Origin of the sequence: Amycolatopsis sp. cmx-4-61 (assembly GCF_046548775.1) — a bacterium.
Taxonomy (GTDB): Bacteria; Actinomycetota; Actinomycetes; order Mycobacteriales; family Pseudonocardiaceae; genus Amycolatopsis.
Window position 1 is genome coordinate 155781 of sequence record NZ_JAEBEI010000013.1, and the last position, 23106, is coordinate 178886.

Genomic DNA, 23106 nt, shown 5'->3' on the forward strand with positions numbered 1-23106 from the left:
CATGTCCGTTCCCGTCATCCTCGCCGGCCACGGCAGCCTGCCCTCCGGCGTCGGGGAAGCCGCCGAGATGATCCTCGGCCCGCAGGCGCGGCTGAAGGTCTGCGAGCTGAGCCCGCGCGACAGCCCGGAGGAGTTCGGCGCCCGCGTGCTCGCGCTGGCCGGCGACGCCGAGGGCGTGCTGGTGCTCGCCGACCTGCACGGCGGCTCGCCGTTCAACGCCGTCCGCACGCTCGCGGCCGGGCACCCGCGCCTCCAGCTGGTGTCCGGGCTGAACCTGCCGATGCTGCTGGAAGTCCTGCTGCACACGACCGACGACGTCACCGAGCTCGCCGGGGTGGCCCGCGCCGCCGGCCGCGACGGTGTCGTCGACGTCCTGGAATCGGCCTGGTGACCGCCGCGCTCCTGCTCGCCGCGCAGGACGTCCGGATCACGCCGGGGCCCGGGCACCCGCTCGGCGGCTACCTGGCCCGGCACGGCGTCGCGACCGGCACGCACGACGACCTCGAGGCGTCGCTGATCTGGCTGTCGACCGAGGACGACCCCGGCGTGGTGTGGGTGGCGCTGGACGCCCTCGCCGTCGACGCCGGCCTGACCCGCACCCTGGCCGACGCGGTCGCCGCGGCGGTGGGCATCGACCCGGACCGGGTGCTCGTCTGCGCGTCGCACACGCACTCCGGGCCCGAGGGCTGGACCGGCCAGCTGCACCCCGGCCTGCCGGGGCAGCGGGACGCCGGGCTGGTCGGCGGCATGGCGGAGAAGGTCACCGGCGCCGCGCTGCGGCTGCGCGCCGGCCGCGGCCGCGTCCGGGCCCGCTGGCACGCGGGTTCGACGGAAGCCGTCGGCGGCAACCGCTACCGGCCGGACGGGCCGCACGACACGTCGTTCGGCGTGCTCGAGCTGCGCCGCGACGACGGCACGCCGGCCGCGCTGCTGTTCGACTACGCCAGCCACCCCACGGTCCTCGGCCCCGACAACCTCGCGTGGTCGGCGGACTGGCCGGGCGCGACCCGCCGCGAGCTGGCCACGCTGGTCGGCCAGCCGGTGGCGGCGTTCCTCCAGGGCGCGGCGGGCGACGCGAGCTCGCGGTTCGTCCGCCGCGGCCGCGACCACGCCGAGGTCCGCACGCTCGGCGGCCACCTGGCGACGTCGATCGCGCGCACGCTGGCGACGGTGTCGGCCCCGCCCGCGACGGCCGGTCCGGTCCGGCTCACGCGCTCGACGCTGCACCTGCCGTACCGCGAGATCCCGTCGCTGGAGGACAGCCTCCAGCTGCGGCAGACGGCGGAGGCGGAGTGGCAGCGCGAGCTGGCCCACCACGGCGAGGACCACCCGGCCGTCCGGATCGCGCAGACCCGCTACGAGGGCTGCGCGATGCTGGCGACGATGGCGGCGGGCGGGCGGCCGATGGGCTGCGCGGAGGTGCCGGTCAGCGTGGTGTCGCTGGGCGAGATCGCGTGGCTGCACACGCCGTTCGAGCTGTTCGCGTCCTTGGGCCTGCGCATCCGGCAGGGCAGCCCGTTCCGCCACACCCGGGTGATCGGCTACACGGACGGGTACCTGGGCTACCTGCCGGACGCGGCGGGCCACCGCGACGGGATCTACGAGTCGTACGTGACGCTGTTCGGCCCGGAGGCGGCGGACGAGCTGGTGGAGCACTGCCTGAAGGTGCTGCGCGCCCACCAGGTCAGCCGCTGCTGAGCCGGCGGAGCGGGTAGCCGAAGCGGAGCACCGTGACACCCAGGATCCCGGCGCCGCCGAGCACGAAGGCGGCCGGGACCGCCGGGTCGACCTCTTCGGGCAGCATGGGCCGGACGAACCCGCCGCGGTCGACGAGGATGGTGAACCGCTCGCCCACGGCGAACTCGGCCGCGGTGTCCAGGTCGCCGGGCAGCAGCGTCGAGCCGCCGGGCAGGACGAACCGGTAGGTGCCGCGCCCGCCCTCGGCGTAGTCCGCCCGCGCGACTTCGACCGTGACCGGCAGGCCGCGATGGGCCAGGATCACCTCGGTCACCACGGCCGGTCCGCCGAAGAGCAGGCAGGACACGCCGAGCATGGCGGTCAGGAAGGGGAAGTAGTAGAGCTCCTCCGAGGTCCAGCCGCCCCACCAGGAAACCGCCATCAGCCCCAGCGTGCTGCCGACCACGCCGAGCGCCGAGAGCCCGAACGCCCCGGCGTGCTGGTCCTCGTGCGCGGACAGGACGGCGAGCACCGCGGCCACCGTGAAGAACGCGGCCAGGGTCAGCCGCCGGTGGAGCCTCATCCGTGGGGTCACCGGCTGCTTCCTCGGCGCCTGCGCGGCGGGCCGCGGTTTCGGTACCGCCCCCGGCGCCCGAGGCGTTCGCACCCGCGGCCGGCGAGCGGACGCGGCCGTGACCGCCACCGAAACGGCGACCAAGGCGGTGAGGGCCAGCCGTCGCCGGGTCTTGGTTCTTCGCGTCGCCACCGGACCCCCTCGCGCCGTTTCCGCTACCACGCGGGCCGGGCGCCGGGGGTTGCCCCGCTCAGGACGCCGGGCTGCGCCGCGCCTGCGTGAAGACCGTGTAGCGGTCCGCCCGGTACAGCGACCGGCCCGCTTCGATGACGCCGCCGCTCTGGTCGTGCAGGGTGCCCTCGATGATCAGGCACGGCTGGGTGGCTTCGATGCCGAGCAGGGCGGCGTCGTGGCTGTTCGGCAGGACCGCGGAGATCGCGGTGTCGTTCCACTCCGGGCGCACGCCCCAGCGTTCCTCGATCGTGCGGTGCAGGGACTGGGTTTCCCAGTCGAACAGCTCGATGTCCGGGAAGCGGTCGACGGACAGGTTGGTGCGCTCCACCGCGAACGGCTCGTCCTCGACGTACCGGAGCCGCTCGAGCCGGAAGACCCGGGCGCCGGGCGGCACGTTCAGCCGTCCGGCGATGCGCGGGCCGGCGCTCTCGACCTCGGCGTGCAGCACCTTGGTCTTCGGGACGACGCCGCGGGCCTGCATGTCCTCGGTGAACGAGGTCAGCATGTCGATGTGCGCCGCCTGCCGCTGCGCGGTGAAGGTCGCGGTGCCGTGCTGGCGGTACAGGACGCCGTCCGCGACCAGCCGGTTGACTTCCTGCCGCACGGTGCCGCGGGCGACGCCGAAGTGCTCGGCGAGGAACCGTTCGGACGGCATCAGCCGCCCGGGCCCGGCCTCGGTGGCGACGCTTTCCAGGATTTCCCGCAGCTGGTCGCCCTTCGGCCGCCCCGGCTGCAGCGCGTCCGGGAGGCGCAGATCGCTCGCGGGAACGTGTTTCGGACGGGGCATGGCTTCAGTATGTCTCGCGGCGGCCGAGGAGGTAACACCCGGCGGGTCCGGGGGTACGGCGGATCACGCGCCCGGTGCCACGGTCGCTCAGCCCGTGGCGCGGTCGTTCAGCCTGGTCAGGAACTCCGCCGCGACCGCCTGGCCCGTCACGTGGCCCACCGCCCCGTACAGCGCCTCCGACTCCCGGGCCGTGCCCTCCGCCAGCATCGAGCGGCCCGCCGCGGCCTGGACCGCCGCCAGTCCCAGCAGCGCCTCCGCCTCCACCACCCGGAAGCCGCCCGCCCGGGCCGCGTCCAGTGCCGTCCGGGCGTGTTCACCCGCCTCGGCCGCGCGGCCGTCCGCGGCCAGGACCCGGGCCAGCGTCGCCGCCGCTTCCGCCAGCTGGCCGCGCAGGCCCGATTCCGCCGTCAGCGACCGGGCCTCGCGCAGGACGCGTTCCGCCGCGCCGAGGTCGCCGCGGGCCTCCTCCGCGCGGCCCAGCGCGATCAGGGCCGCCGCCTCCACCTGGCGGTCGCCGTCGCGGCGGACGCAGGCCAGGGCCGCCTCCGCCGTGGCCGCCGCCGCCGCGTCGCCGCGGGCGATCTGCAGGGCGCTCACCACGTTCAGCGCCGTCGCCTCGCCGAAGCTCGACCCGAGCTCGCGGAACACCTCCAACGCCTGGTCGAGGACCTCCCCGGACTCGGCCAGCCGGCCCGTGGCGAGCAGGATCGACCCGAGGTCGGCGAGGTTGGCCGCCTCCCAGAACGCCAGGTCCTCCTTGCGGGCCAGCGCGATCGCCTCGACCAGGCAGTCCTCCGCCTGCTCCAGCCGGCCCAGCTGCCGGTAGTGGCAGCTCAGGGAGTTCAGCGCCAGTGCCTCGCCCGACCGGTTGCCCAGCTCGCGGAACAGCTGGATCGCGCGCCGGCTGTGCTCGACGGCCTCCGAGAGCCGGCCCGTCCACTCGAGCATCGCCCCGAGGTTCTCCACCGCCGTCGCCTCGCACTGCCGCCAGCCGCACGCCCGGCTGGCCAGCACCGCCTTCTCCGAATGCCGGATGCCCGCTTCGTGCTGCCCTTCGCGGAAGTACGCGCCGCCGATGGACAGCTGGACCAGTGCCTCCGCGGGCCGGGCGCCGTGGTCCTGCGCCGCGCGCAGCACGATCGGGGCGAGCTCGAGCCACTCCGCGCGGCGGCCGTGGTCGTGGAAGAACCGCCGCAGCGCGTCGGCGAGGTACCAGGCGCCCGGGTACGGCCCGCGCGCCGCGGCCTGCCGCAGCGCCGCCGACAGGTTCGGCACCTCGACGTCCAGCCACGCCACGGCCGCGGCGGCGTCGGCGAAGACGACCGGGCTCGGCGCCGACGGCGCGTCCTCGCGGGGCAGCGCCACGATCCGCGCGCCCAGCAGCGCGACCGCCGCGTCCGCCGCCGCGCAGTAGCCGGTGAACAGCCGCTCCCACGCCTCCTCGCGCGCGGGCTCGTCCTCGTCGGCGCGGACGCACTGCTCGGCGTAGCGGCGGGCGAGGTCGTGGAACCGGAAGCGGCGGGGCGCGTGCGCCTCGAGGAGGTTCGCCGCGGTCAGCCCGCGCAGCCGGCGGGTCGCCTCCCCGGCCGGCACGTCGAGCAGCGCCGCCGCGTCGACCGCCGTGAAGTCGGCCCCCGGCACCAGCGCGAGCAGCCGGAACGCCTGCCGCAACGCGGGCGGCAGGGCCTGGTACGACACGGAAAACGCCTTGGCGACGGCGCTCTCGCCGTCGAAGCCGAGGTGGGCCAGTGGATCGCCGCGCAGCTCGTCGACCAGCTCGCCGATGCTGGCGACACCGGTGTTCGCCGCGGCGATCCGCAGGGCCAGCGGGTGGTGGCCGCAGAGCCGGGCCAGCTCGGCGGCCGCCTCCGGTTCGGCGGCCGCCCGGTCGCCGAGCAGGGCGGTCAGCAGCGCCCGGGAGTCCTCCTCGCGCAGCTGCGCCAGCCCCAGCGACCGCGCGCCGACGCGGGCGACGAGCTCGTCGAGCCGGTGCCGGCTGGTCACCAGCACCCGCCCGGACGAGGGCAGCAGCGGCAGCACCTGGGCGGTGTCGCGGGCGTTGTCCAGCACCACCAGTGCCTGCCGGTCGGCCAGCAGCGACCGGTAGAGCTTGCTCCGGTCGTCCAGGCCCGGCGGCACGTCCCGCAGGTCGACGCCGAGGGTCCGCAGCAGCTGCGCGAGCGCGGCGGCGGGGGTGAGCGGCTCGTCGTCGGCGTCGAAGCCGCGCAGGTTCACGTACAGCTGGCCGTCCGGGTAGCGCGCCCGCGCGGTGTGGGCCCAGTGCACGGCCAGCGCGGTCTTGCCGACGCCGGCGGTGCCGGTGATCACCCAGACGTCCCCGGGTTGGTCGAGCGCGGCCAGTTCGGGCGCCCGGCCCGCGAACCCGCGGACGTCCAGGGGCAGCTCGGCGGGCCGCGGGGTGGCCGGAGCGGCCGCGGGCGGAGCCGGCTCGTCTTCGCCGCGCAGGATCCGCAGCCGCAGGTCCTGCAGCGCCTGGCCGGGTTCGATGCCCAGCTCGTCGACCAGCAGATCGCGTGCCTGCGTGTACGTTTCGAGGGCTTCCCGGGTGCGGCCGCAGCGGTGCAGCGCGAGCATCAGCGCGGCCCGCAGGCGCTCGCGGAACGGGTGCTCGTCGACGAGCCGCCGCAGTTCCCCGACCACCTCGCCGTGCCGGCCGCAGCCGAGTTCCTGCTCGTACAGTTCTTCCAGCGCGACGAGCCGGCGTTCGGCCAGCGCCGGGCCCTCGTACTCCGCCAGCGCCTCGCTGACGCCGCCGAGCGGGGTCCCTTCCCACAGCGCGAGCGCCGCCCGCAGGTGCGCGACGGCGGCCGCCCCGGAGGTCGCCCTGGCCTTGGCGACCTCCTCGTCGAAGACGTCGAGGTCCCGATCGCCCGGTGCGACTTCGACGAGATAGCCGGGCGCGCGCCGCACGATCACGTCCCGGCCGAGCAGCTTCCGCAGTTCGGAGATGTGCACCTGCAGCCGCCCGCGCACGCTCGGCGGCGCGTTCTCGCCCCAGGTCAGGTCGATGAGCCGGTCTTCGGTGACCACCCGGTTGGGGTTCAGCAGCAGCGCGGCCAGCACCGACGTCTGCTTCTGGCCACCGGGCCGGACCGGGCCCCGGTCGCCGAGGATCGTGACCGGCCCGAGCAGGCGGTAGCGCACGTGATGCCCCCGAAGGCGGACCGAAGCGAAACAGAAGTGCCGTGCCGGACCCTACTGTGCCGGTGGTTGCCGATCCGACCGGCAGTCACGGCGGAACAAGGTGCCGGTGAGCGGTCGGCTCCGGTTCGCTTCCGCCTGCTTTCGGCCGGATCGGCAACGGTGGGCAGGCCGAAGGGGGCCACGGGTGGACCGAGACGACGTCGAGCGTCTGTTGTTCGTCTGCTTCCCGGACGCCGGGGAAGCCGCCGGGCGCTACCGGGCCTGGCGCGATCCGCGGATCGCCGTGCAGGTCGTGGAGCTGCCCGGCCGGGGCGAACGCCGGGACGAGCACCCGTACCGGGACATGTGGCTGCTGGTCGAGGCCCTGGCCGCGGAACTGGCCGGGGTGCTCGAGAGCCCGCACGTGCTGTTCGGCGCGGGGCTCGGCGCCCTGGTCGCCTACCGGCTGGCCCAGCGACGGGTGGCCGCGGGACTGGGGGTCTCGCGGGCACTCGTCGTGGCGCACCAGGCGCCGCCGGACCGGGCCGCGCGGGCGGTGCCGGAGCAGGCGGAACGCGCCGACGTCAGCCTGCTCGCCAGCGACGCGCACCTGCCGGTGGCGCCGCCGCTGCCGTGCCCCATCCGCGGGTTCGGCGAGCCGCACGCGATGACCGGCTGGGGGGAGCACACGAGCGCCGGGTTCGTGCTGACGCCGGCGCGGGCGCGGGACAACGCCGCCCTGCTGCGGGACGCCGTCCTGCGGTCGGCCCACCTGATCACCGCACTGGCGGGACAGGGACCGGCGCCGAAGCCGGCCGGGGCGTAACGCACGACCTCGACCGGACCGGTGCCAGCACGCAACCCGAATCCATAAGCGCTGTTACAATTCGGGCGTGAGCCGGCCATGTCCTTGACCCACGCCTTCGTCGACGTCGCCCCGCTGCGCACCTCGCGGCCGTTCCGGCGGCTGTGGCTCGGCCGCGTCTTCTCCGGCTTCGGCAGCCAGATGACGCTCGTCGCCGTGATGTTCCAGGTCTGGGAGCAGACCCGCAGCACCGTGTGGACCGGGGCCGTCGGGCTCGCGCAGGCGCTTCCCGTCGTCGTGTTCGGGCTGTTCGCCGGTTCGCTCGTCGATCGCGTCGACCGGCGGAAGGTCGCCCTCGTCGCCACGACCGGACAGGCTGTCTGCTCGGTGCTGCTTGCCGTGCAAGGGTTTCTCGGTGACGTGCCGGTGGTCGCGGTGCTGGGGCTGGTGGCCGTCCAGTCCTGCTTCGTCGCGTGCGGCGGGCCCGCCGCACGCACCTTCATCCCGCGGCTCCTGCCGCCGGCGCAGTTGTCCGCCGGGCTCGCGCTGAACCGGATCGCCTTCCAGGGCTCGATGCTGCTCGGCCCGGCGGTGGCCGGGCTCGTCCTCGGGCGGTTCGGCGTCGGCGGCTGCTACCTCGTCGACGCGCTCACCTTCTGCCTGGCGTTCTACGGCGTCTTCGGCCTCCCGGCGATGCGCCCCGGCGGCGAACCGTCGCGGCCGGGGCTGCACGGCGTGCTCGACGGGCTCGCCTTCCTCGTCCGCACGCCCGTCGTCCGCGGTGCGCTGCTCACCGACCTGGCCGCCACCGTGCTCTCCATGCCCGTCAGCCTGTTCCCGCTGGTCAACGCCGAGCGTTTCGGCGGTGACCCGCGCACGCTCGGCCTGTTCCTCTCGGCCGTCGCGGTCGGCGGGGTCGTGGCGTCGGTCTTCTCCGGGACGTTCACCCGGCGGGCGCGGCCGGGCCGGGTCATGCTCGCGGGCTCGGCGGCCTGGGGTGCCGCGCTGACGGCGTTCGGCCTGGTGCCGGACCCGTGGCTGGGCCTCGCCTGCCTGATCCTCGCGGGGGCGGCCGACACGGTTTCGGTCGTCTCGCGCGGTGCGCTGGTCCAGCTGGCGACCCCGGACGCCCTGCTCGGCCGGGTGGCGGCGGCCGAGCAGATCGTCGGCCAGGCGGGCCCCGACATCGGCAACCTGCGCGGCGGCTTGGTCGCCGGCGCGACTTCGGGTGCGTTCGCGCTGGTGAGCGGCGGCCTGCTGTGCGTGGCGGCGGTCGCGGTGGTCGGCGCGGCCACGCCCGGCCTGCGCCGGTTCCGTACCCCCGCGGGGACCGCCGCGAGCTGATTCTCGGCAGCCGCCTTCGATTTCGTCGAATTCGCGCGGCCGGGACGGGAGAAGCCGTGGCTGTCCGTTCACCTCGGCCGGGATCCGCGGCGGCGGCGAAGGACCATCGGGACCGCCATTCGTTGTCCTGCAGGTGGTTTCCGTGGATGAGCCGATCGGCCTGTAGTGCGTTGCGCCGTTCGGCCCTGCCGGACGATCGTCGCGACCCGGGAATTCCGGCACTCGTTTTTCCGCTCACGAATGAGCCGAAGCCAACCGTCGAGTGATTTCAAAATGAAGTTATCCCCGGTTCTCACAAATGGAACGGGAATCAGTCCCTTCGCTTCGTGACCGAACGTGAACGAAAAGCGCACGATTCGGCGATTCCGGCATCCAGGTGAGCGCCGCCGGGACGGGGTCGCGGATCACCCGGGCTGAAGCCGTCGCAACGGGCACTACCTGCGGTGGCAAGATCACGAAACCTCTGAATCGTGCGTAGGTTTCTTTCCCTCGGGTGCGGCGGCCCTGTGAGTGGGTTACCCGTTGACCCTCTTGTCACTCTTTCGCGTGAACTTGGCGTGACATATTTCTCGGCAACGTGTTTGCGACCCGGGAAATCGTCATCTACAGTCCCGCTGATCACGGCCGAACGAGCCGTATTCCGTGATCCCCAGAATCTTCTCCGAGGAGTGGCATGCTTCATCGCGCCTCGACACGCCGGCTCGCCGTGCTCGCCCTGGTCGCCGTCCTGCTGACCGGGTGCAGCCAGCTCAAGGGCTCCACCACCGCCGGCGCCGTCGAAAAGCCGTCGATCCGGGTGGCCGTCCTGACCACCGTCGACCTCGCCCCGCTGTGGCTCGCCCAGGAAGGCGGCTACTTCAAGGCGGAGGGTCTCGAGGTGCAGACCGACGTCGGGGCCAGCGGCCAGGAGACGCTGGCCCGGATGACCAGCGGCCAGGACGACCTCGCGCTGTCGACGTACACGCTGTTCTTCCTGGCCAAGAGCAGCGGTTCCGCCGACGTGAAGCTGGTGACCGACGGCACGTCGGCGAGCCCGCGCAGCAACGAGGTCGTCACCGTGCCCAACTCGCCGGTGAAGACGGTGAGCGACCTCCCGGGCAAGCGGATCGCCATCAGCTCGAAGAACGCCGCGTCGGACGTGCTGACCCGGTCGGTGATGCGCGACCACGGCGTCGACCCCGGCAAGGTGCAGTGGGTGCCGATGCCGCTGCCGGAGATGAGCGCCGCGCTGGCGCAGGGCCGAGTGGACGCGGCGTACCAGCCGGAACCGTTCCTGACCCAGGCCGCCCGGACGGCCGGCGCCTACCCGGTCATCGACGCGGCCAGCGGCAGCACCCAGAACTTCCCCCTCACCGGCTACGGCGCCACCGCGAAGTGGGTCCAGGACCACCCGAAGACGATGCAGGCGTTCCAGCGCGCGATGCTCAACGCCACGCGGGCCGCGGTCGACCGGGCCCGGATCGAACCGCTCGTCGTCCGCAACGCCAAGGTCGACCAGGACATCGCCAGCCTGATGGTGATGCCGACCTTCGGGTCCAACCTGGACGCCCGCCGCATCCAGCGGGTGCCGGACCTGCTGCAGCAGCTCGGCGTGGTCCAGACGAGGATCGACGCGTCGTCGATGATCGCCCCGCAGACCGGTACCGGCTGAGGCCGGCCGGAGCGGGTGAAGGGCGGGCGCGCTGGGCGTGCCCGCCCTTTCTCGTGCCGCCGGAAGTTCCCTGAACCGAAGCGGTTTCCGAAATTTTCAGACCGGCGGCCCCGGGTCCGGTTTCGGTGATTCGCACCTTGACACGACCGCCGCCGCAGCCCACCCTCTTCATACCGACCGCGCGGTACGGTCCGGTCCACATGGTGGGATAGGAGAGTCATCGATGACGCTTCAGGGTGAAGACCTGCTCGTGGTGGACGGGCTCACCGTGCGCTTCGGTGGGCTCACCGCCCTGCACGACGTCCACCTGAGCGTCGACGCCGGCACCGTCGTCGGGGTCATCGGACCGAACGGCGCGGGCAAGACGACGCTGTTCAACGTCGTCTGCGGCTTCGTCCGGCCCCAGGCGGGCCGCGTGCTGTGGCGGGGACAGCCGCTCGTCCGGCACCGCCCGGAACACCTGGCCCGGCTCGGGATCGTCCGGACGCTGCAGGGCCTCGGGCTCTTCCCCGGGCTGACGGTCCTGGAGAACGTGATGGCCGGCGCGGGCCGCCACGCCCGGACCGGCGCGCTCCCGGCCCTGGTCGGCGCCGGGCGGTCCGCCCGCGACGAAGCCGAGCTGGCCGGCCGGGCCCGGGACACCCTGGGCGAGCTCGGGATCGCCGACCTGGCCGGCCGGCTGCCGGGCGTCCTGCCCTACGGCGTCCGCAAACGCGTGGCGCTGGCCCGGGCCCTGGTGGCGGAACCGGACCTGCTGCTGCTCGACGAACCCGCGAGCGGGCTGTCGTCGGCGGAACTGGCCGAGCTGTCGACGTTGATCCGCTCGCTGCGCCGCCACATGGCGGTGGTGCTGGTCGAGCACCACATGGACCTGGTGATGCAGGTCTGCGACCGCGTGGTCGTCCTCAACTTCGGCGAGGTGATCGCGACGGGCACCCCGGCGCAGATCCAGGCCGACCCCCGCGTGGCCGAGGCCTACCTCGGCGACCCCGCCGAGGAGGCGCCCGGTGCTTGAGATCGAAGAACTGTCCGTGGCCTACGGCGCCGTCCGGGCGCTGGACGGGGTCGACATCACCGTCGAACGCGGGGGGATCACCGCCGTGCTCGGGGCGAACGGGGCCGGGAAGACCACCCTCCTGCGCACCATCAGCGGGCTGCAACCCGCCCGCGGTGGGCGGATCACCTGGGCCGGGCGGGACCTCACCGGGCTCGCCCCGGACCGGATCGCGCGCGGCGGGGTGGCCCACGTGCCCGAAGGCGGCGGGGTCATCACCGAACTGACCGTCGACGAGAACCTGCGGCTGGGCGCGTTGTGGCGGCGCGACCGCGCCGATCGGGCCGCCGCGCGGAACGAAATGTACGAGCTCTTCCCCGCACTGGCCGAACGGTCGGCGAAACCCGCCGCCACGCTCTCCGGCGGCGAGCGGCAGATGCTCGCCATCGGCCGGGCGCTGATGAGCCGGCCGTCGCTGCTGCTGCTCGACGAACCGTCGCTGGGCCTCGCGCCGCTGATCACCGCGCGGATCATGGGCATCCTGCGCGACCTGCGGGCTCGTACAGGGCTCACCGTCGTGCTCGTCGAGCAGAACGCGCACTCCGCGCTGTCCATCGCCGACCGCGGGTACGTCCTCGCGCTCGGCCGGGTCGTGGCCGTCGACACCGCGGCGGAACTGCTGGCCGACGACGGCCTCCGCCACGCCTACCTCGGTTTCTGACCGTCCAAAATGGAGGTGAACGGTCCGGTATGCAGGACTTCTTCGACCTGACCCTCGGCGGGATCTCGGCCGGCGCGGTGTACGCGGCGCTCGGGCTCGCCCTGGTCATCATCTACCGGGCCACCCGGGTGGTGAACTTCGCGCAACCCGCCCTCGCGCTGATCTCGACCTACCTCGCGTACTCGGTGACGAAGGCGACGGGCAGCTACTGGCTCGGCTTCGCCGTCGCGATCGGCGCCGGGACCGTGCTGGGCGTCGCCACCGAACGGCTGCTCATCCGGCCGCTGCGGCACCGCTCCGAGCTCAGCTCCATCATCGTCACCCTCGGGCTCCTGCTGGTGCTGCAGGCGGTCGCGGGCATGATCTGGTCCAACGAGCCGCTGGCGTTCCCGTACGCCTTCGACTTCCGCGGCCGGTTCTCCGCCAACGACCTGTTCGTGGTCCTCGTCGTGCTCGCCATCGCCGCCCTCGTGCTGGTGCTGTTCAAGTACACGCCGCTGGGCCTGCGGATGCGGGCGGCCGCGTTCGCCCCCGAAGTCGCGCGGACGCTCGGGGTCCGGGTCGGGCTGATGCTCACCGCCGGCTGGGGACTGGCCGCCGCCGTCGGGTCCCTGGCCGGGTTGCTCGCCACCCCGCCGTTCCTCTTCCCGAACGTGCTGGACGGCGTCTTCGTCTACGCGCTCACCGCGGCGGTGCTCGGCGGCCTCGACAACCCCTTGGGCACCATCGCCGGCGGGTTCGTCCTCGGCGTGGGACTGTCCTATGTGTCCGGCTACTTGGGACCGGAGATGGTGACGATCGCCGCGCTCGCCATCCTGGTGGTCGTGCTGACGCTGCGGCCCAGCGGGCTGTTCGGCCGGGCCAAGGTGAGGCGGGTATGACCGTGCGCACGAAACCGGCGGCCACCCGGGAGACGCCGGTGAAGCAGCGCCGCACGCTGCCGCCCCTGCTCGTCCACGCGCTCGCCGCGCTGGGCGCCCTCGCGGTGGTCGTGCTGCTGACCCTCGTCACCGACGAGTTCACCAACCTGCGCATCGCGACCATCGGCTACTACCTCGTCGCGGTGGCCGGGCTGACCCTGCTGACCGGCCTCACCGGCCAGGTTTCCCTGGGGCACGGCGCGTTCATGTTCATCGGCGCCTACACGGTGGCGCTGCTGGTCAAGCACGTCCCGGCGTTCCCGCTGTGGGCCGACCTGCTGCTGGCCTCGGCCGCCGGCGGGTTCGCCGGGCTGCTGGCGGGTGCGGCGGCGGCCCGCCTGCGCGGCCCGTACCTCGCCGGGGCGACGCTGGCCCTGGCCGTCGGGCTGCCCGCGCTGACCCGGAAGTTCCCCGACTTCCTGGGCGGCAGCAACGGGCTCAGCTTCACCGTCCACAGCAGACCGGCCGGGGTGGGCGTCCCGGAACTGCGCTGGCAGACGTGGATCGTCTGGCTCAGCGTGCTGCTGGCCCTGGTGCTGGTGGTGAACGTCGTCCGCGGCCGGCTCGGGCGCGACTTCCGCGCGGTCCGCGACGACGAGGTCGCCGCTTCACTGAGCGGGATCGCCGTCGGGCGCACGAAGATCCTCGCGTTCCTGATCAGCGCCGTGTGCGGTGGCCTGGCCGGCGGCCTGCAGGCGTTCCTGCTCGGCACCGCCGCACCGGGCTCGTTCACGCCCGCGCTGTCGCTGAGCCTGCTGGCCGCGGTGGTGCTGGGCGGCCTCGGGTCCCTGTGGGGCGCGCTGTGGGGCGCGGTCGCGCTCGTCTACTTCCAGGCGTGGTCGGAGGACCTCGCCGACGTGCTGCACCTGAACACCGACGTGGCCAACAACCTCCCGCTCGCGGTGTACGGCGTGATCCTCATCGTCGTCGTGCTCGCCTTCCCGCGCGGCATCCAGGGCGGTTTCCAGCGGCTCCGCGCACTTCTCCGTAAGCCCGCCGAGAAAAAGGAGAACCATGAGAACCACTAGGTACGGCGCGGGGTTGCTCGCCCTCGCCTTGGCGCTGACCGCGTGCGGCGGCGCGGGGGAGAGCGACGGCGGCGGGCAGCAGGCCGCCGATTCGGCCGTCGGCGTCACGAAGGACACCGTCGTCATCGGCACCCACCAGCCGCTCACCGGCCCGGCCGCGCCCGGGTACAGCAAGATCTCCGTCGGCGCCCGCGCGGTGTACCAGGCGATCAACGACGGCGGCGGGATCAACGGCCGCAAGATCGACTACAAGGTCGAGGACGACGGCTACAACCCGACGAAGACCGTCGAGGTCGTCAAGAAACTCGTCCTGCAGGACAAGGTGTTCGCGATCGTCGGCGGGCTGGGCACGCCGACGCACTCGAAGGTCGTCGACTACCTGAACGCCGAAGGCGTGCCGGACCTGCTGGTCTCCTCGGGCGCGCTCGCCTGGGACAACCCGCGGAAGGACCCGATGACCTTCGGGTACCAGGTGGACTACACGCGGGAAGGCAAGATCCAGGGCAAGTACGTCAAGGACACCTTCGCCGGCAAGAAGGTCGGCTACTTCACGCAGAACGACGACGTCGGCCGCGACACCCAGGCCGGGCTCGACCAGTTCGTCAAGGACCAGGTCGTCGTGCGGCAGGGCTACGACAGCGCGAACACCGACGTCACGCCCCAGCTGTCCGCGCTGAAGGGCGCCGGCGCCGACGTCGTCGTCTGCGCCTGCATCCCGGCGTTCACCGCACTGGCCATCCTGGCCGCGGCGAAGATCGGCTACCACCCGCAGTTCGTGGTCAGCAGCATCGGCGCGGACCCGGCGACGCTGTCCGGGCTGCTGCAGGACTTCGCCAAGCGCGGTGGCGCCAGCGTCTCGAGCGGGCAGCTGCTGGCCGGCCTGATCGGCACCGGCTACCTGCCGGACGTCGCCCAGACGTCGGACCCGTGGGTCGCCTACTTCAAGGGCATCCACGACAAGTACATCGCGAAGGAACCGTTCACCAACACCGTCCTCTTCGGCATGGTGCAGGCGTACACGTTCGGGCAGGCGCTGAAGGCGGCCGGGCCGGACCCGACGCGGCAGAAGGTCGTCGACGCGATGAGCTCCGGCGCGCTGAAGGGCCCCGGTCTGACGCCGTTCGGGTTCTCGAAGGACTCGCACGCCGGCTACACGGGCGCGTACGTGTTCAAGATCAACCCGGACGTCACGACGACGGTGATCCAGCCACCCGCCGTCACCGACCGTGGCACCGGCGCGATCACCCCGTACTCCGGTGAGCGCGTCACTCCGGAGCAGGTGAACCTGGTGGGCAAGTGACGATCGGGCCGGCTCGTGGGCGCCGCGGGCCGGCCCGGCCGCTCACATAGGGTGGCGACATGAGTGTCAGGGAGAAGGTCGTCCGGGCGGCCGTGCGGCTGTTCGCCGAGAAGGGCTTCGAGGCGACGACGGTCCGCGAGATCGTCGAGGAGGCCGGCGTCACCAAGGGCGGGCTGTACCACTACTTCGAGTCCAAGGACGACCTGCTCTTCGAGATCTACGCCGCGATGCTGCGGATGCAGACGCGGCGGATGGTGACGATCGCCGAGTCGGACCTGCCGCTGCCGGAGCGGCTGCACGCGATCATCGCCGACGTCGTCGTCACGAGCATCGCCGACCTCGACGCGGCGACGGTGTTCTTCCAGTCGTTCCCGCTGCTGGAGAAGTCCAAGCAGGTCCAGGTGCGCGCGGAGCGGCGGACCTACCACGAGCGGGTGCGCGACCTGGTCGCCGAGGGCCAGCGGGCCGGGATCTTCCGCGCCGACGTCCCGGCCGACCTGGTGATCAACTACCACTTCGGCGCCGTCCACCGGCTCGGCATGTGGTACCACGCCGAAGGCGAGCTGTCGGGGGAGCAGGTGGGGAAGCACTTCGCGGACCTGATGCTGCGCAGCCTCCGTCCTTAGTGGACTCCGGCCGCGGCCGGCGTTTGACTTCGCCGCCGCCGTGGTATTGACCGGGACCAACGCTGTCCCGCTCTTGGAGGGTGCTCGTGCAGATCCAGGTCAACACCGACCACAACGTCCACGGTGGCGAACGGCTGGCCAGCTACGTGTCCACCGACCTGGAACAGAGCCTGTCCCGGTTCGGCACGTGGCTGACCCGGGTGGAGGTGCACCTCAGCGAGGACGGCGGGGCCGGGCCGGAAGACAAGAAGTGCGTCATCGAGGCGCGCCCCGGCGGCAAGCAGCCGGTGGCGGTCACCCACCACGCGGCCACTGTGGACGACGCCTACGCCGGGGCGGCGCACAAGCTGGTGCGGGTGCTGGATTCCCGCTACGACCGCGCCCACGACCACAAGGGCGCCGACAGCATCCGGCACATGCCCGTCGCGGAAGACGCGGATCCGGCCGGGAACCCGCAGGACAGCACGCCGGAGATCGGTTAACCTCGACCCCGTGTCGAGCCCCGAAGCGTCCAGGACCGGGCTGCCGGTCGTCCCGGTGGCCCGATAACCTCCCCGTTCCCGGGTCACCGGGTGACCACGAAATCGTCCTGCCGATCTCGTGATCCCTGGAGCTTCCGTGCCGCTGTACCTGCTCGCCCTGGCCGTGTTCGCCATCGGCACGTCCGAATTCCTGCTCGCCGGGCTCGTGCCCGGCATCGCCGGCGCCTTCGCCGTCCCGGTGGCGCAGGCGGGGTACCTCACCTCCGCCTTCGCCGCCGGGATGGTCGCCGGAGCGCCGCTGATGGCCGCGCTCGCCCGGTCCTGGCGGCGGCGGACCGCACTCCGGTGCTTCCTCGCCGTCTTCGTCGCGATGCACGTCGTCGCGGCGCTCACGACCTTGTTCGCTCTCCTGATCGGGACGCGCCTGGTGGCCGGCGTCGCCGACGCCGGGTTCCTCGCCGTCGCGCTGGGCACCGCGACCGCGTTCGGGCGGCCCGGCCGGGCGCTCGCCGTCCTGCTGGGCGGCTCGACCGTGGCGTGCGCCGTCGGCATCCCGGGTGGGGCGTTGCTGGGGTGGCGGCCGGCGTTCCGGGTGGTCGCGCTGCTGTGCCTGCCCGCGTTCGCCGCGCTCTGGTGGATCCCCGCCACCGCCGCGGGCCCCCGGCCCACCGGCCTGCGGGCCGAAGTCGCGGTGCTGCGGCCCCTGGCCGGGGTGCTCCTGACCGGCGCGCGCTCGTCAACGCCGCCACCTTCGGCGTCTTCACCTGCCTGGCGCCGGTGGTGCTCGGCGCCTTCGGTGCCGGGTGCTTCGCCGGGTTCACCGCGGCCGGGCGGCTCGCCGACCGGTGGCCCGGCCGGGTCGTCGCCCTCGGCGGCCCGCTGCTGCTCGCCGGGTGGGTCGCGGCGGCGCTGGCCGCGCACGTCCCGGCGGTGCTCGTGACGCTCGCCGTCACCCAAGGCGCGTTGTCCTTCGCCGTCGGCGGCACAGTGATCGCCCGGATCCTGCGGCTGGGCGAGGACGCCCCGACGATGAAGGGGGCCTACGCGACCGCGGCGCTCAACGCCGGCGCCACGGCCGGTCCCGTGCTCGCCGGGGCGGTGGCGAACCCGTTCTGGCCCGCCGCGGCCCTGGTCGCGGGGGCGCTCACGGCCTACGCCTGCCTGCGCCGGACGTAGTGGGCGATCAGCAGCCCGATGGCCACCACCGCGACGGCGCCGGCGACCATCCGCACCGGCGTCCCCAGGCCCACCAGCGGGCCGGCCGCGTTGACCGCGCCGCTGACCACCAGGACCAGCCAGAGGAGGACCGGGCTCGAAGAACGCGTGGAAACGTTGTCGTTGTTCATGTCCGGAACGCTAAAGCCCGTCCTGGCCGGCGAGAATGCCGTGCGCACCCGGATGCGGGGTGGTGCCTGCGCTACCCCGCGTCCCGGCCCAGGTACGCCAGCACCGCCAGCACCCGGCGGTGCCCGGCGCCTTCGTCGGACGGCAGTCCCAGCTTCGCGAAGATGTTCCGGATGTGCTTGAGCACGGCGCCGTCGCTGACGACCAGGAGCTCGGCGATCGTGCTGTTGTTGTAGCCCTCGGCCATCAGCGCGAGCACTTCGCGCTCCCGGGCGGTCAGCGCCGCCAGGGGATCCGCGGCACGGCGGCGGGCCATCAGCTGGCCGATCACCTCGGGGTCCATCGCCGTGCCGCCCTTCGCGACCCGCTGGAGGGCGTCGAGGAACCGCTCGACCTTCCCGACGCGCTCCTTGAGCAGGTAACCGACCCCGCCGACGCCGTCGGCGAGCAGCTCGACCGCGTAGCTGGTCTCGACGTGCGCCGACAGCACCAGCACCGGCAGCGCCGGGTGGATCTCGCGGGCGCGGACGGCCGCGCGCAGCCCCTCGTCGCGGTGGGTCGGCGGCATGCGCACGTCCATCACCACCGCGTCCGGGCGGTCCTGTTCGATGAACGCCAGGAAGTCCTCGGCGTTGTCGACCGCCGTCGCCACTTCGATACCCGCCGTCTTCAGCAGCAGGGCGAGGCCTTCGCGCAGCAACGCGTCGTCCTCGGCGATCACGACCCGCATGGCAGCTCCACTCGCAGCACGGTCGGCCCACCGGGTGGGCTGGTCAGGGTCAGGGTTCCGTCGAACGCCTCCGCCCGGCGCCGGATGCCGGCCAGCCCGCTGCCGCGGTACTCGTCCGCACCGCCGCGGCCGTCGTCGCGGATTTCCAGGCGCAGCAGCGACGCCGTGCCGCCGAGGGTGATGTCCACCCGGGACGCGTCGGCGTGCTTGGTGACGTTGGCCAGCGCCTCGGCGACGACGAAGTACGCGGCGGCCTCGACCGCGGCCGGGCGGCCCGGCTCGTATTCGACGTCGACGGCGACCGGGACCGGGCTGCGCTCGGCGAGCGCGCGCACCGCCCCGGCCAGCCCGCGCTCGCTCAGCAGCGGCGGGTAGATGCTGCGGACGACCGTGCGCAGCTCGGCCAGCGCGTCGGTCGCCGTGTCCTGGGCCTTGACCAGCAGGTCGCGCGCGGTGGCCGGGTCGCGGTCGTACAGCTGACCGGCGATCCCCAGCTGGAGCACGACCGCCGCGATCCGCGCCTGCGTGCCGTCGTGCAGGTCACGCTCGATGCGCCGCAGCTCGGCGCCGTGCGCTTCCAGCGCCGCGGCCCGGGTCGCGGTCAGCTCGGCGACCCGGTCCGCCAGCACGACGCCGGGAGCGGGCGCGAGCAGCTTCCGCGCGGTGCGGGCCTGCCACCGGGCCACGCGCGGCAGCTGCAGGGTCGCCGCGACCATGGCGGCGGCCACCAGGAGGTCCAGCCCGGCTCGCGGCCAGGAGTTCACCACGATCCCGACCGAGCCTTCGATCCCGCCGGGGACCAGCGGCCAGACGAAGGACGTGATGACCTGCTGGACCGCGCCCAGCGGCAGGCCGAACGCGAGCACGCCGATGATCGTCCCGGTCGCCGCGTGGAGCGCGAGCCACGCGAGGTCGCGGCGGGTGGCCGGGTCCTTCAGCGGCGAGCCGTCGCGGTAGGGCTCGGGGATCGGCTCGCCGAGCTTGCGCGCGGCCCGGCGGCGCTCGGCCCGCACCGGCCACCGCGACAGCCGGATCATCGGCACCACCGACGGGATCCCGACGCCGAACGGGCACAGCAACAGCACGGCGAACAGCCCGAAGAGGGCGAACAGCGAAAGCATCGAGGTGCCGGCGCCGACCACCAGGTAGCGAACCGCCGACCAGCACTGACGCAGGCGGGTCGTCACGCCGACAGTGTCTCACCCCACGTCTCACCCCACGTCTCACCCCACGTCCCACCCCACCACGGTGGTGGTGCTGGCGCTACCCCCGATCCACCTCTCCACGGGATCGAACGGACGGCCCCGCCGACCTAGGTTTCCTCCAGACGCAAGAAACAGTCTTAAGGGGACAGTGAGATGACCACAGCGAGCGCGTACGCGCTGGAGCTGACCGGGGTGCGGAAGGTGTACGGCTCCGGCGACGGCGCCGTCACCGCGCTGGACGGGGTGTCCACCGGGGTGGCGCGGGGGACGTTCACCGCCGTGATGGGCCCGTCCGGCTCGGGCAAGAGCACCTTCCTGCACTGCGCGGCCGGCCTCGACCGGCCGACGTCGGGACGGGTGCTGCTCGGCGGCACGGAGATCGGCCGCCTCAAGGAAGCCGAGCTGACGCGGCTGCGGCGCACCCGGATCGGATTCGTCTTCCAGGCCTACAACCTGCTGCCGTCGCTGAACGTGCTGCAGAACATCACGCTGCCGCTGCGGCTGGCCGGGCAGAAGCCGGACCCGCAGTGGCTGCGGGAGATCGTCGAAGGCGTCGGGATCGCGAAGCGGCTGGAACACCGCCCGGCGGAGCTGTCCGGTGGCCAGCAGCAGCGCGTGGCGATCGCGCGGGCGCTCGTCACCCGGCCCGAGGTGGTGCTGGCCGACGAGCCGACCGGCGCCCTCGACACGCGCACCGGGCGGCAGGTGCTGGACCTGCTCCGGGCGATCGTCGAGCAGATGGGCCAAACCGTGCTGATGGTGACCCACGACCCGGTCGCGGCGTCGGCCGCGCACGGCGTCCTCTTCCTGGCCGACGGCAAGCTGGCCGGGCACCTGCCGCACCCCACACCCGAACGGGTGGCGGACCGCATGACGCACCTCGGGGAGTGGTGAACGTGCTGACCCTCGCCTGGCAGACCATCCGCAGCCGGCTCGGCGGGTTCGCCGGTGCCTTCATCGCGATCCTGTGCGGCACCGCACTGGTGGCCGCCTGCGGCGTCCTCATGGAGTCCGGCCTGCGGGCCGGCGTCCCCACCGAGCGGTACGCGGCCGCGGCCGTCGTCGTCGGCGGGGCGCGGTCGGTGCACCCGCCCGGGGCCGACGCGCTGTCGACCGAGCAGGTCGGCGAGCAGCCGCCGGTCCCGGCGGCGCTGGCCGGGCGGATCGCCGCGGTGCCCGGCGTGCGCGCGGCGGTGGCGGAGCAGAGCTTCCCCGCCCACGTCGTGACCCGCGCCGGGCAGGTGCTCGCCGACCGGGAGTCGCTGGGGCACAACTGGGACGCGGCCGTGCTGGCCCCGTTCACCCTGCGCGGCGGCACCGCACCCGCGGCCGCCGGCGAGGTCGTGCTGGACGCCGACCTGGCCCGCCGGGCCGACGTCGGCATCGGCGGGCAGGTGCGGATCACCACCCGGTCGGGTCCGGTGCCGTTCAAGGTCAGCGGCATCGTCGACGGCCTCTCGCGCCAGTCGGCGATGTTCTTCACCGCCGGCCGGGCCGCGGAGCTGGCCGGCCGGCCGGATCAGGTCCACGCGATCGGTGTCCTCGCCGATCCCGGCGTCACGCCGGAGACCCTCGCCGAGCGGGTGCGTGCGGTGACCGGCGACGCCGAGGTGGCCACCGGCGTCGAACGCAGCAGCGTCGAATTCCTCGACGTCGGCCAGACGCGGGTGCTGCTGCTGGCCATCGCCGGCTCGTTCGGCGGGTTCGCGCTGCTCGTCGCGGTGTTCGTGGTGGCGAGCACGCTGGCACTGACGATCAACCAGCGGCGCCGGGAGTTCGCGTTGCTGCGTGCGGTCGCGGCCACCCCGCGGCAGATCCGCAAGCTCATCGGCACCGAGACGACGCTGGTCGCGCTCGTCGCCGGCGTGCTGGGGAGCGTGCTCGGGCTGTCGGTGGCGTCCGGGCTGCGGGACGCGTTCGCCGCGATCGGCGTCATCCCGGCCGACTTCGGGCTGGCGATCAGCCCGCTCCCGCCGGCGGCCGCGGTCCTGCTCGGCCTGGGCGCGGCCCGGCTGGCGGCCTGGGCGGCGGCTCGGCGGCCGTCGTCGATCCGGCCGGTCGAAGCACTGGGCGAGGCCGCGGTGGAACGCCGTGAGCTCGGCCGGGGGCGCCTGCTGACCGGCTGGGGCCTGGTGCTGGCCGGCACCGGCGGTGCGCTCGTCCCGCTCTTCGTGCGCGGCGAGATCGCCGCCGCGGTCTCGACGATGTCCACCCTGGTCGTCGTCATCGGGCTGGCCGTGGTGGGTCCGCAGGTGATCGGGCTGGCGACCCGGTTCCTGGTGCCCGTGCTCGCCCGGACCTGGCGGATCAGCGGGTACCTCGCGGGCGCGAACGCCCACGCCAACGCCCGGCGCGTCGCCGCGGCCGTGACCCCGCTGATGCTGGCGGTGGCGTTCGCGCTCGCCACGTTCTACGGGCCGACGGCCATGACGGCGGCGGCGCAGCAGGAGTCGGCGCGGTCGACGACCGCCGACTACGTGCTGACCGCGCCGGGCGGTGTCCCGCCGGAGGTCGCCGCGGCGGCCGGCCGGGTGCCCGGGGTCGCGGCGGCGACGCCGGTGGTCCGCACGTCCGCGATCACCGCGACGAAGGTGAGCGACAGCGTGGAGGTCCAGCGGACGCCCGCGCAGGGGCTGGCGGGCGACCAGGCCGGCGCCGCCCTCGAGCTGGGTGTCGACGCCGGCCGGCTCACCGACCTGACCGGGGACACCGTCGCGCTGAGCCGCTCCGAAGCGGACTGGCTGGACAAGAAGCTCGGCGACGAAGTGGAGTTCTACTTCGGCGACGGCGTCCCGGCGAAACTGCGGGTGGTCGCCACCTACACGCGCGACCTGGCCTTCGGCGACTTCGTGCTGCCGGTCGCGCTGGCCCGCGAGCACGTCGGCGGCCGGCTCGACGACTCGGTGCTGGTCCGGCGGCAGCCCGGCGCCGACGCGGGCGCGGTGGCTTCGGCGCTGAACGCCCTGCAGTACCCCGGTTTGGTGGTGGCGCCGGCGGCGGCCGCCGCGCACGGGGAAGGCGGGGAACAGCAGGCGCAGTTCTACCTCAACCTGGTGGCGGCCGGCGTGATCGTCGGGTACCTGGCGATTTCGGTGGCCAACACGCTGGTCCTCACGACCGCGCAGCGCGGCCGCGAGTTCGCGCTGCTGCGGCTGGTGGGCACGACCCGCCGCCAGGTGACCCGCATGATGCGGCTCGAAGCCCTGACCACGGTGGGGATCGCGGTGGTCATGGGGACACTGGTCGCGGTGGTTCCGTTGGCGCTGCTGAACTTCGGGCTCCGGGGCAGCCCGGTCCCCGCCGGCTCGCCGGTTGTCTACATCGGAATCATCGCCGGTGCGGCCGCGCTCGGGATGGTGGCGATCGGGGTGGCGACGTCGGTGGCGCTGCGAGCCCGGCCGATCGACGCGATCGGTCTGCGCGAATAGCGCGTGCGGGGTGGGCCCGCCCACCCCGCACCCGTTTTCCGAAACCGGGAAAGTTTCCGGGAACCGACTGGCGAATGCGCCGCGGGGTATCGAAACTTTCCGAAAGTTATTG

General features: G+C 73.6%; 20 protein-coding genes and 1 pseudogene. 15 read left to right on the top strand and 6 right to left on the bottom strand.

Translation table 11 applies throughout. The annotated features are described in order from the left end of the window. Position 1: 1 nt before the first annotated feature. Positions 2 to 391, top strand: coding sequence for a PTS sugar transporter subunit IIA (locus ACLJOU_RS30990; RefSeq protein WP_410572260.1), 390 nt, complete (start codon positions 2 to 4; stop codon positions 389 to 391). Beyond that, a complete protein-coding gene (locus tag ACLJOU_RS30995; RefSeq protein WP_410572262.1) occupies positions 388 to 1698 on the top strand; it encodes a hypothetical protein in 1311 nt (436 codons plus the stop codon). The genes ACLJOU_RS30990 and ACLJOU_RS30995 overlap by 4 nt, the downstream gene beginning before the upstream one ends. On the opposite strand, the gene ACLJOU_RS31000 is transcribed toward ACLJOU_RS30995, so the two are convergent. From ACLJOU_RS31000 to ACLJOU_RS31010, 3 genes are all read right to left on the bottom strand, one after another. After that, on the bottom strand, positions 1685 to 2272 hold the full coding sequence (locus tag ACLJOU_RS31000; RefSeq protein ID WP_410572264.1) for a hypothetical protein: 588 nt from the start codon (positions 2270 to 2272) through the stop codon (positions 1685 to 1687). The genes ACLJOU_RS30995 and ACLJOU_RS31000 overlap by 14 nt on opposite strands. Positions 2273 to 2501: 229 nt before the next feature. Next, a complete protein-coding gene (locus ACLJOU_RS31005) occupies positions 2502 to 3272 on the bottom strand; it encodes a GntR family transcriptional regulator (RefSeq protein ID WP_410572265.1) in 771 nt (256 codons plus the stop codon). 87 nt (positions 3273 to 3359) lie between these two features. Then, on the bottom strand, positions 3360 to 6437 hold the full coding sequence (locus ACLJOU_RS31010) for a BTAD domain-containing putative transcriptional regulator (RefSeq protein WP_410572267.1): 3078 nt from the start codon (positions 6435 to 6437) through the stop codon (positions 3360 to 3362). A 184-nt stretch (positions 6438 to 6621) separates the two neighbouring features. On the opposite strand from ACLJOU_RS31010, the gene ACLJOU_RS31015 reads away from it, so the two are divergent. From ACLJOU_RS31015 to ACLJOU_RS31065, 11 genes and pseudogenes are all read left to right on the top strand, one after another. Then, a complete protein-coding gene (locus ACLJOU_RS31015; RefSeq protein WP_410572269.1) occupies positions 6622 to 7242 on the top strand; it encodes a thioesterase II family protein in 621 nt (206 codons plus the stop codon). 78 nt (positions 7243 to 7320) lie between these two features. Next, entirely contained in the window at positions 7321 to 8565 is a 1245-nt protein-coding gene (locus tag ACLJOU_RS31020; protein WP_410572271.1) for an MFS transporter, read from the top strand. Between the two features lie 673 nt (positions 8566 to 9238). Then, on the top strand, positions 9239 to 10216 hold the full coding sequence (locus tag ACLJOU_RS31025; protein ID WP_410572273.1) for an ABC transporter substrate-binding protein: 978 nt from the start codon (positions 9239 to 9241) through the stop codon (positions 10214 to 10216). 223 nt (positions 10217 to 10439) lie between these two features. Continuing rightward, positions 10440 to 11231, top strand: a complete 792-nt coding sequence (locus ACLJOU_RS31030; RefSeq protein ID WP_410572274.1) for an ABC transporter ATP-binding protein — start codon at positions 10440 to 10442, stop codon at positions 11229 to 11231. Next, positions 11224 to 11931 carry an ABC transporter ATP-binding protein gene (locus tag ACLJOU_RS31035; protein ID WP_410572276.1) on the top strand — a complete coding sequence of 236 codons (708 nt, stop codon included), beginning with the start codon at positions 11224 to 11226 and terminating at the stop codon, positions 11929 to 11931. Before ACLJOU_RS31030 ends, ACLJOU_RS31035 begins: the two co-directional genes overlap by 8 nt. Before the next feature lie 29 nt (positions 11932 to 11960). After that, entirely contained in the window at positions 11961 to 12812 is an 852-nt protein-coding gene (locus tag ACLJOU_RS31040; protein WP_410572277.1) for a branched-chain amino acid ABC transporter permease, read from the top strand. After that, on the top strand, positions 12809 to 13879 hold the full coding sequence (locus tag ACLJOU_RS31045) for a branched-chain amino acid ABC transporter permease (RefSeq protein WP_410572279.1): 1071 nt from the start codon (positions 12809 to 12811) through the stop codon (positions 13877 to 13879). The genes ACLJOU_RS31040 and ACLJOU_RS31045 overlap by 4 nt, the downstream gene beginning before the upstream one ends. Beyond that, entirely contained in the window at positions 13866 to 15179 is a 1314-nt protein-coding gene (locus tag ACLJOU_RS31050) for an ABC transporter substrate-binding protein (protein WP_410572281.1), read from the top strand. The genes ACLJOU_RS31045 and ACLJOU_RS31050 overlap by 14 nt, the downstream gene beginning before the upstream one ends. A gap of 59 nt (positions 15180 to 15238) precedes the next feature. Beyond that, positions 15239 to 15805, top strand: coding sequence for a TetR/AcrR family transcriptional regulator (locus tag ACLJOU_RS31055; RefSeq protein ID WP_410572283.1), 567 nt, complete (start codon positions 15239 to 15241; stop codon positions 15803 to 15805). A gap of 86 nt (positions 15806 to 15891) precedes the next feature. Then, positions 15892 to 16287: an HPF/RaiA family ribosome-associated protein gene (locus tag ACLJOU_RS31060; protein WP_410572285.1), complete on the top strand. Its 396-nt coding sequence runs from the start codon at positions 15892 to 15894 to the stop codon at positions 16285 to 16287. A gap of 136 nt (positions 16288 to 16423) precedes the next feature. After that, a pseudogene (locus ACLJOU_RS31065) lies at positions 16424 to 17463 on the top strand (MFS transporter). Here the strand turns inward: ACLJOU_RS31065 and ACLJOU_RS31070 are convergent. From ACLJOU_RS31070 to ACLJOU_RS31080, 3 genes are all read right to left on the bottom strand, one after another. After that, positions 17439 to 17633: a hypothetical protein gene (locus ACLJOU_RS31070; RefSeq protein WP_410572286.1), complete on the bottom strand. Its 195-nt coding sequence runs from the start codon at positions 17631 to 17633 to the stop codon at positions 17439 to 17441. The pseudogene ACLJOU_RS31065 and the gene ACLJOU_RS31070 overlap by 25 nt on opposite strands. A gap of 71 nt (positions 17634 to 17704) precedes the next feature. Then, positions 17705 to 18361 carry a response regulator gene (locus ACLJOU_RS31075; RefSeq protein ID WP_410572288.1) on the bottom strand — a complete coding sequence of 219 codons (657 nt, stop codon included), beginning with the start codon at positions 18359 to 18361 and terminating at the stop codon, positions 17705 to 17707. Continuing rightward, positions 18349 to 19548, bottom strand: coding sequence for a sensor histidine kinase (locus ACLJOU_RS31080; RefSeq protein WP_410572289.1), 1200 nt, complete (start codon positions 19546 to 19548; stop codon positions 18349 to 18351). Before ACLJOU_RS31080 ends, ACLJOU_RS31075 begins: the two co-directional genes overlap by 13 nt. A 171-nt stretch (positions 19549 to 19719) precedes the next feature. On the opposite strand from ACLJOU_RS31080, the gene ACLJOU_RS31085 reads away from it, so the two are divergent. After that, entirely contained in the window at positions 19720 to 20460 is a 741-nt protein-coding gene (locus ACLJOU_RS31085) for an ABC transporter ATP-binding protein (RefSeq protein ID WP_410572290.1), read from the top strand. Next, positions 20454 to 22994 (top strand): FtsX-like permease family protein, encoded by a 2541-nt coding sequence (locus ACLJOU_RS31090; protein WP_410572292.1) that lies wholly within the window; start codon positions 20454 to 20456, stop codon positions 22992 to 22994. Before ACLJOU_RS31085 ends, ACLJOU_RS31090 begins: the two co-directional genes overlap by 7 nt. The last annotated feature ends 112 nt before the right edge of the window (positions 22995 to 23106 follow it).

Excerpts from the sequence above, each read along its gene's own strand:
- ACLJOU_RS30990 (WP_410572260.1), top strand. The coding sequence starts at position 2 with ATGTCCGTTCCCGTCATCCTCGCCGGCCACGGCAGCCTGCCCTCCGGC.
- ACLJOU_RS31055 (WP_410572283.1), top strand. The coding sequence starts at position 15,239 with ATGAGTGTCAGGGAGAAGGTCGTCCGGGCGGCCGTGCGGCTGTTCGCC.
- ACLJOU_RS31045 (WP_410572279.1), top strand. The coding sequence starts at position 12,809 with ATGACCGTGCGCACGAAACCGGCGGCCACCCGGGAGACGCCGGTGAAG.
- ACLJOU_RS31025 (WP_410572273.1), top strand. The coding sequence starts at position 9,239 with ATGCTTCATCGCGCCTCGACACGCCGGCTCGCCGTGCTCGCCCTGGTC.
- ACLJOU_RS31040 (WP_410572277.1), top strand. The coding sequence starts at position 11,961 with ATGCAGGACTTCTTCGACCTGACCCTCGGCGGGATCTCGGCCGGCGCG.
- ACLJOU_RS31030 (WP_410572274.1), top strand. The coding sequence starts at position 10,440 with ATGACGCTTCAGGGTGAAGACCTGCTCGTGGTGGACGGGCTCACCGTG.
- ACLJOU_RS31070 (WP_410572286.1), bottom strand. The coding sequence starts at position 17,633 with ATGAACAACGACAACGTTTCCACGCGTTCTTCGAGCCCGGTCCTCCTC.
- ACLJOU_RS31050 (WP_410572281.1), top strand. The coding sequence starts at position 13,866 with ATGAGAACCACTAGGTACGGCGCGGGGTTGCTCGCCCTCGCCTTGGCG.
- ACLJOU_RS31085 (WP_410572290.1), top strand. The coding sequence starts at position 19,720 with ATGACCACAGCGAGCGCGTACGCGCTGGAGCTGACCGGGGTGCGGAAG.
- ACLJOU_RS31020 (WP_410572271.1), top strand. The coding sequence starts at position 7,321 with ATGTCCTTGACCCACGCCTTCGTCGACGTCGCCCCGCTGCGCACCTCG.
- ACLJOU_RS31075 (WP_410572288.1), bottom strand. The coding sequence starts at position 18,361 with ATGCGGGTCGTGATCGCCGAGGACGACGCGTTGCTGCGCGAAGGCCTC.
- ACLJOU_RS31005 (WP_410572265.1), bottom strand. The coding sequence starts at position 3,272 with ATGCCCCGTCCGAAACACGTTCCCGCGAGCGATCTGCGCCTCCCGGAC.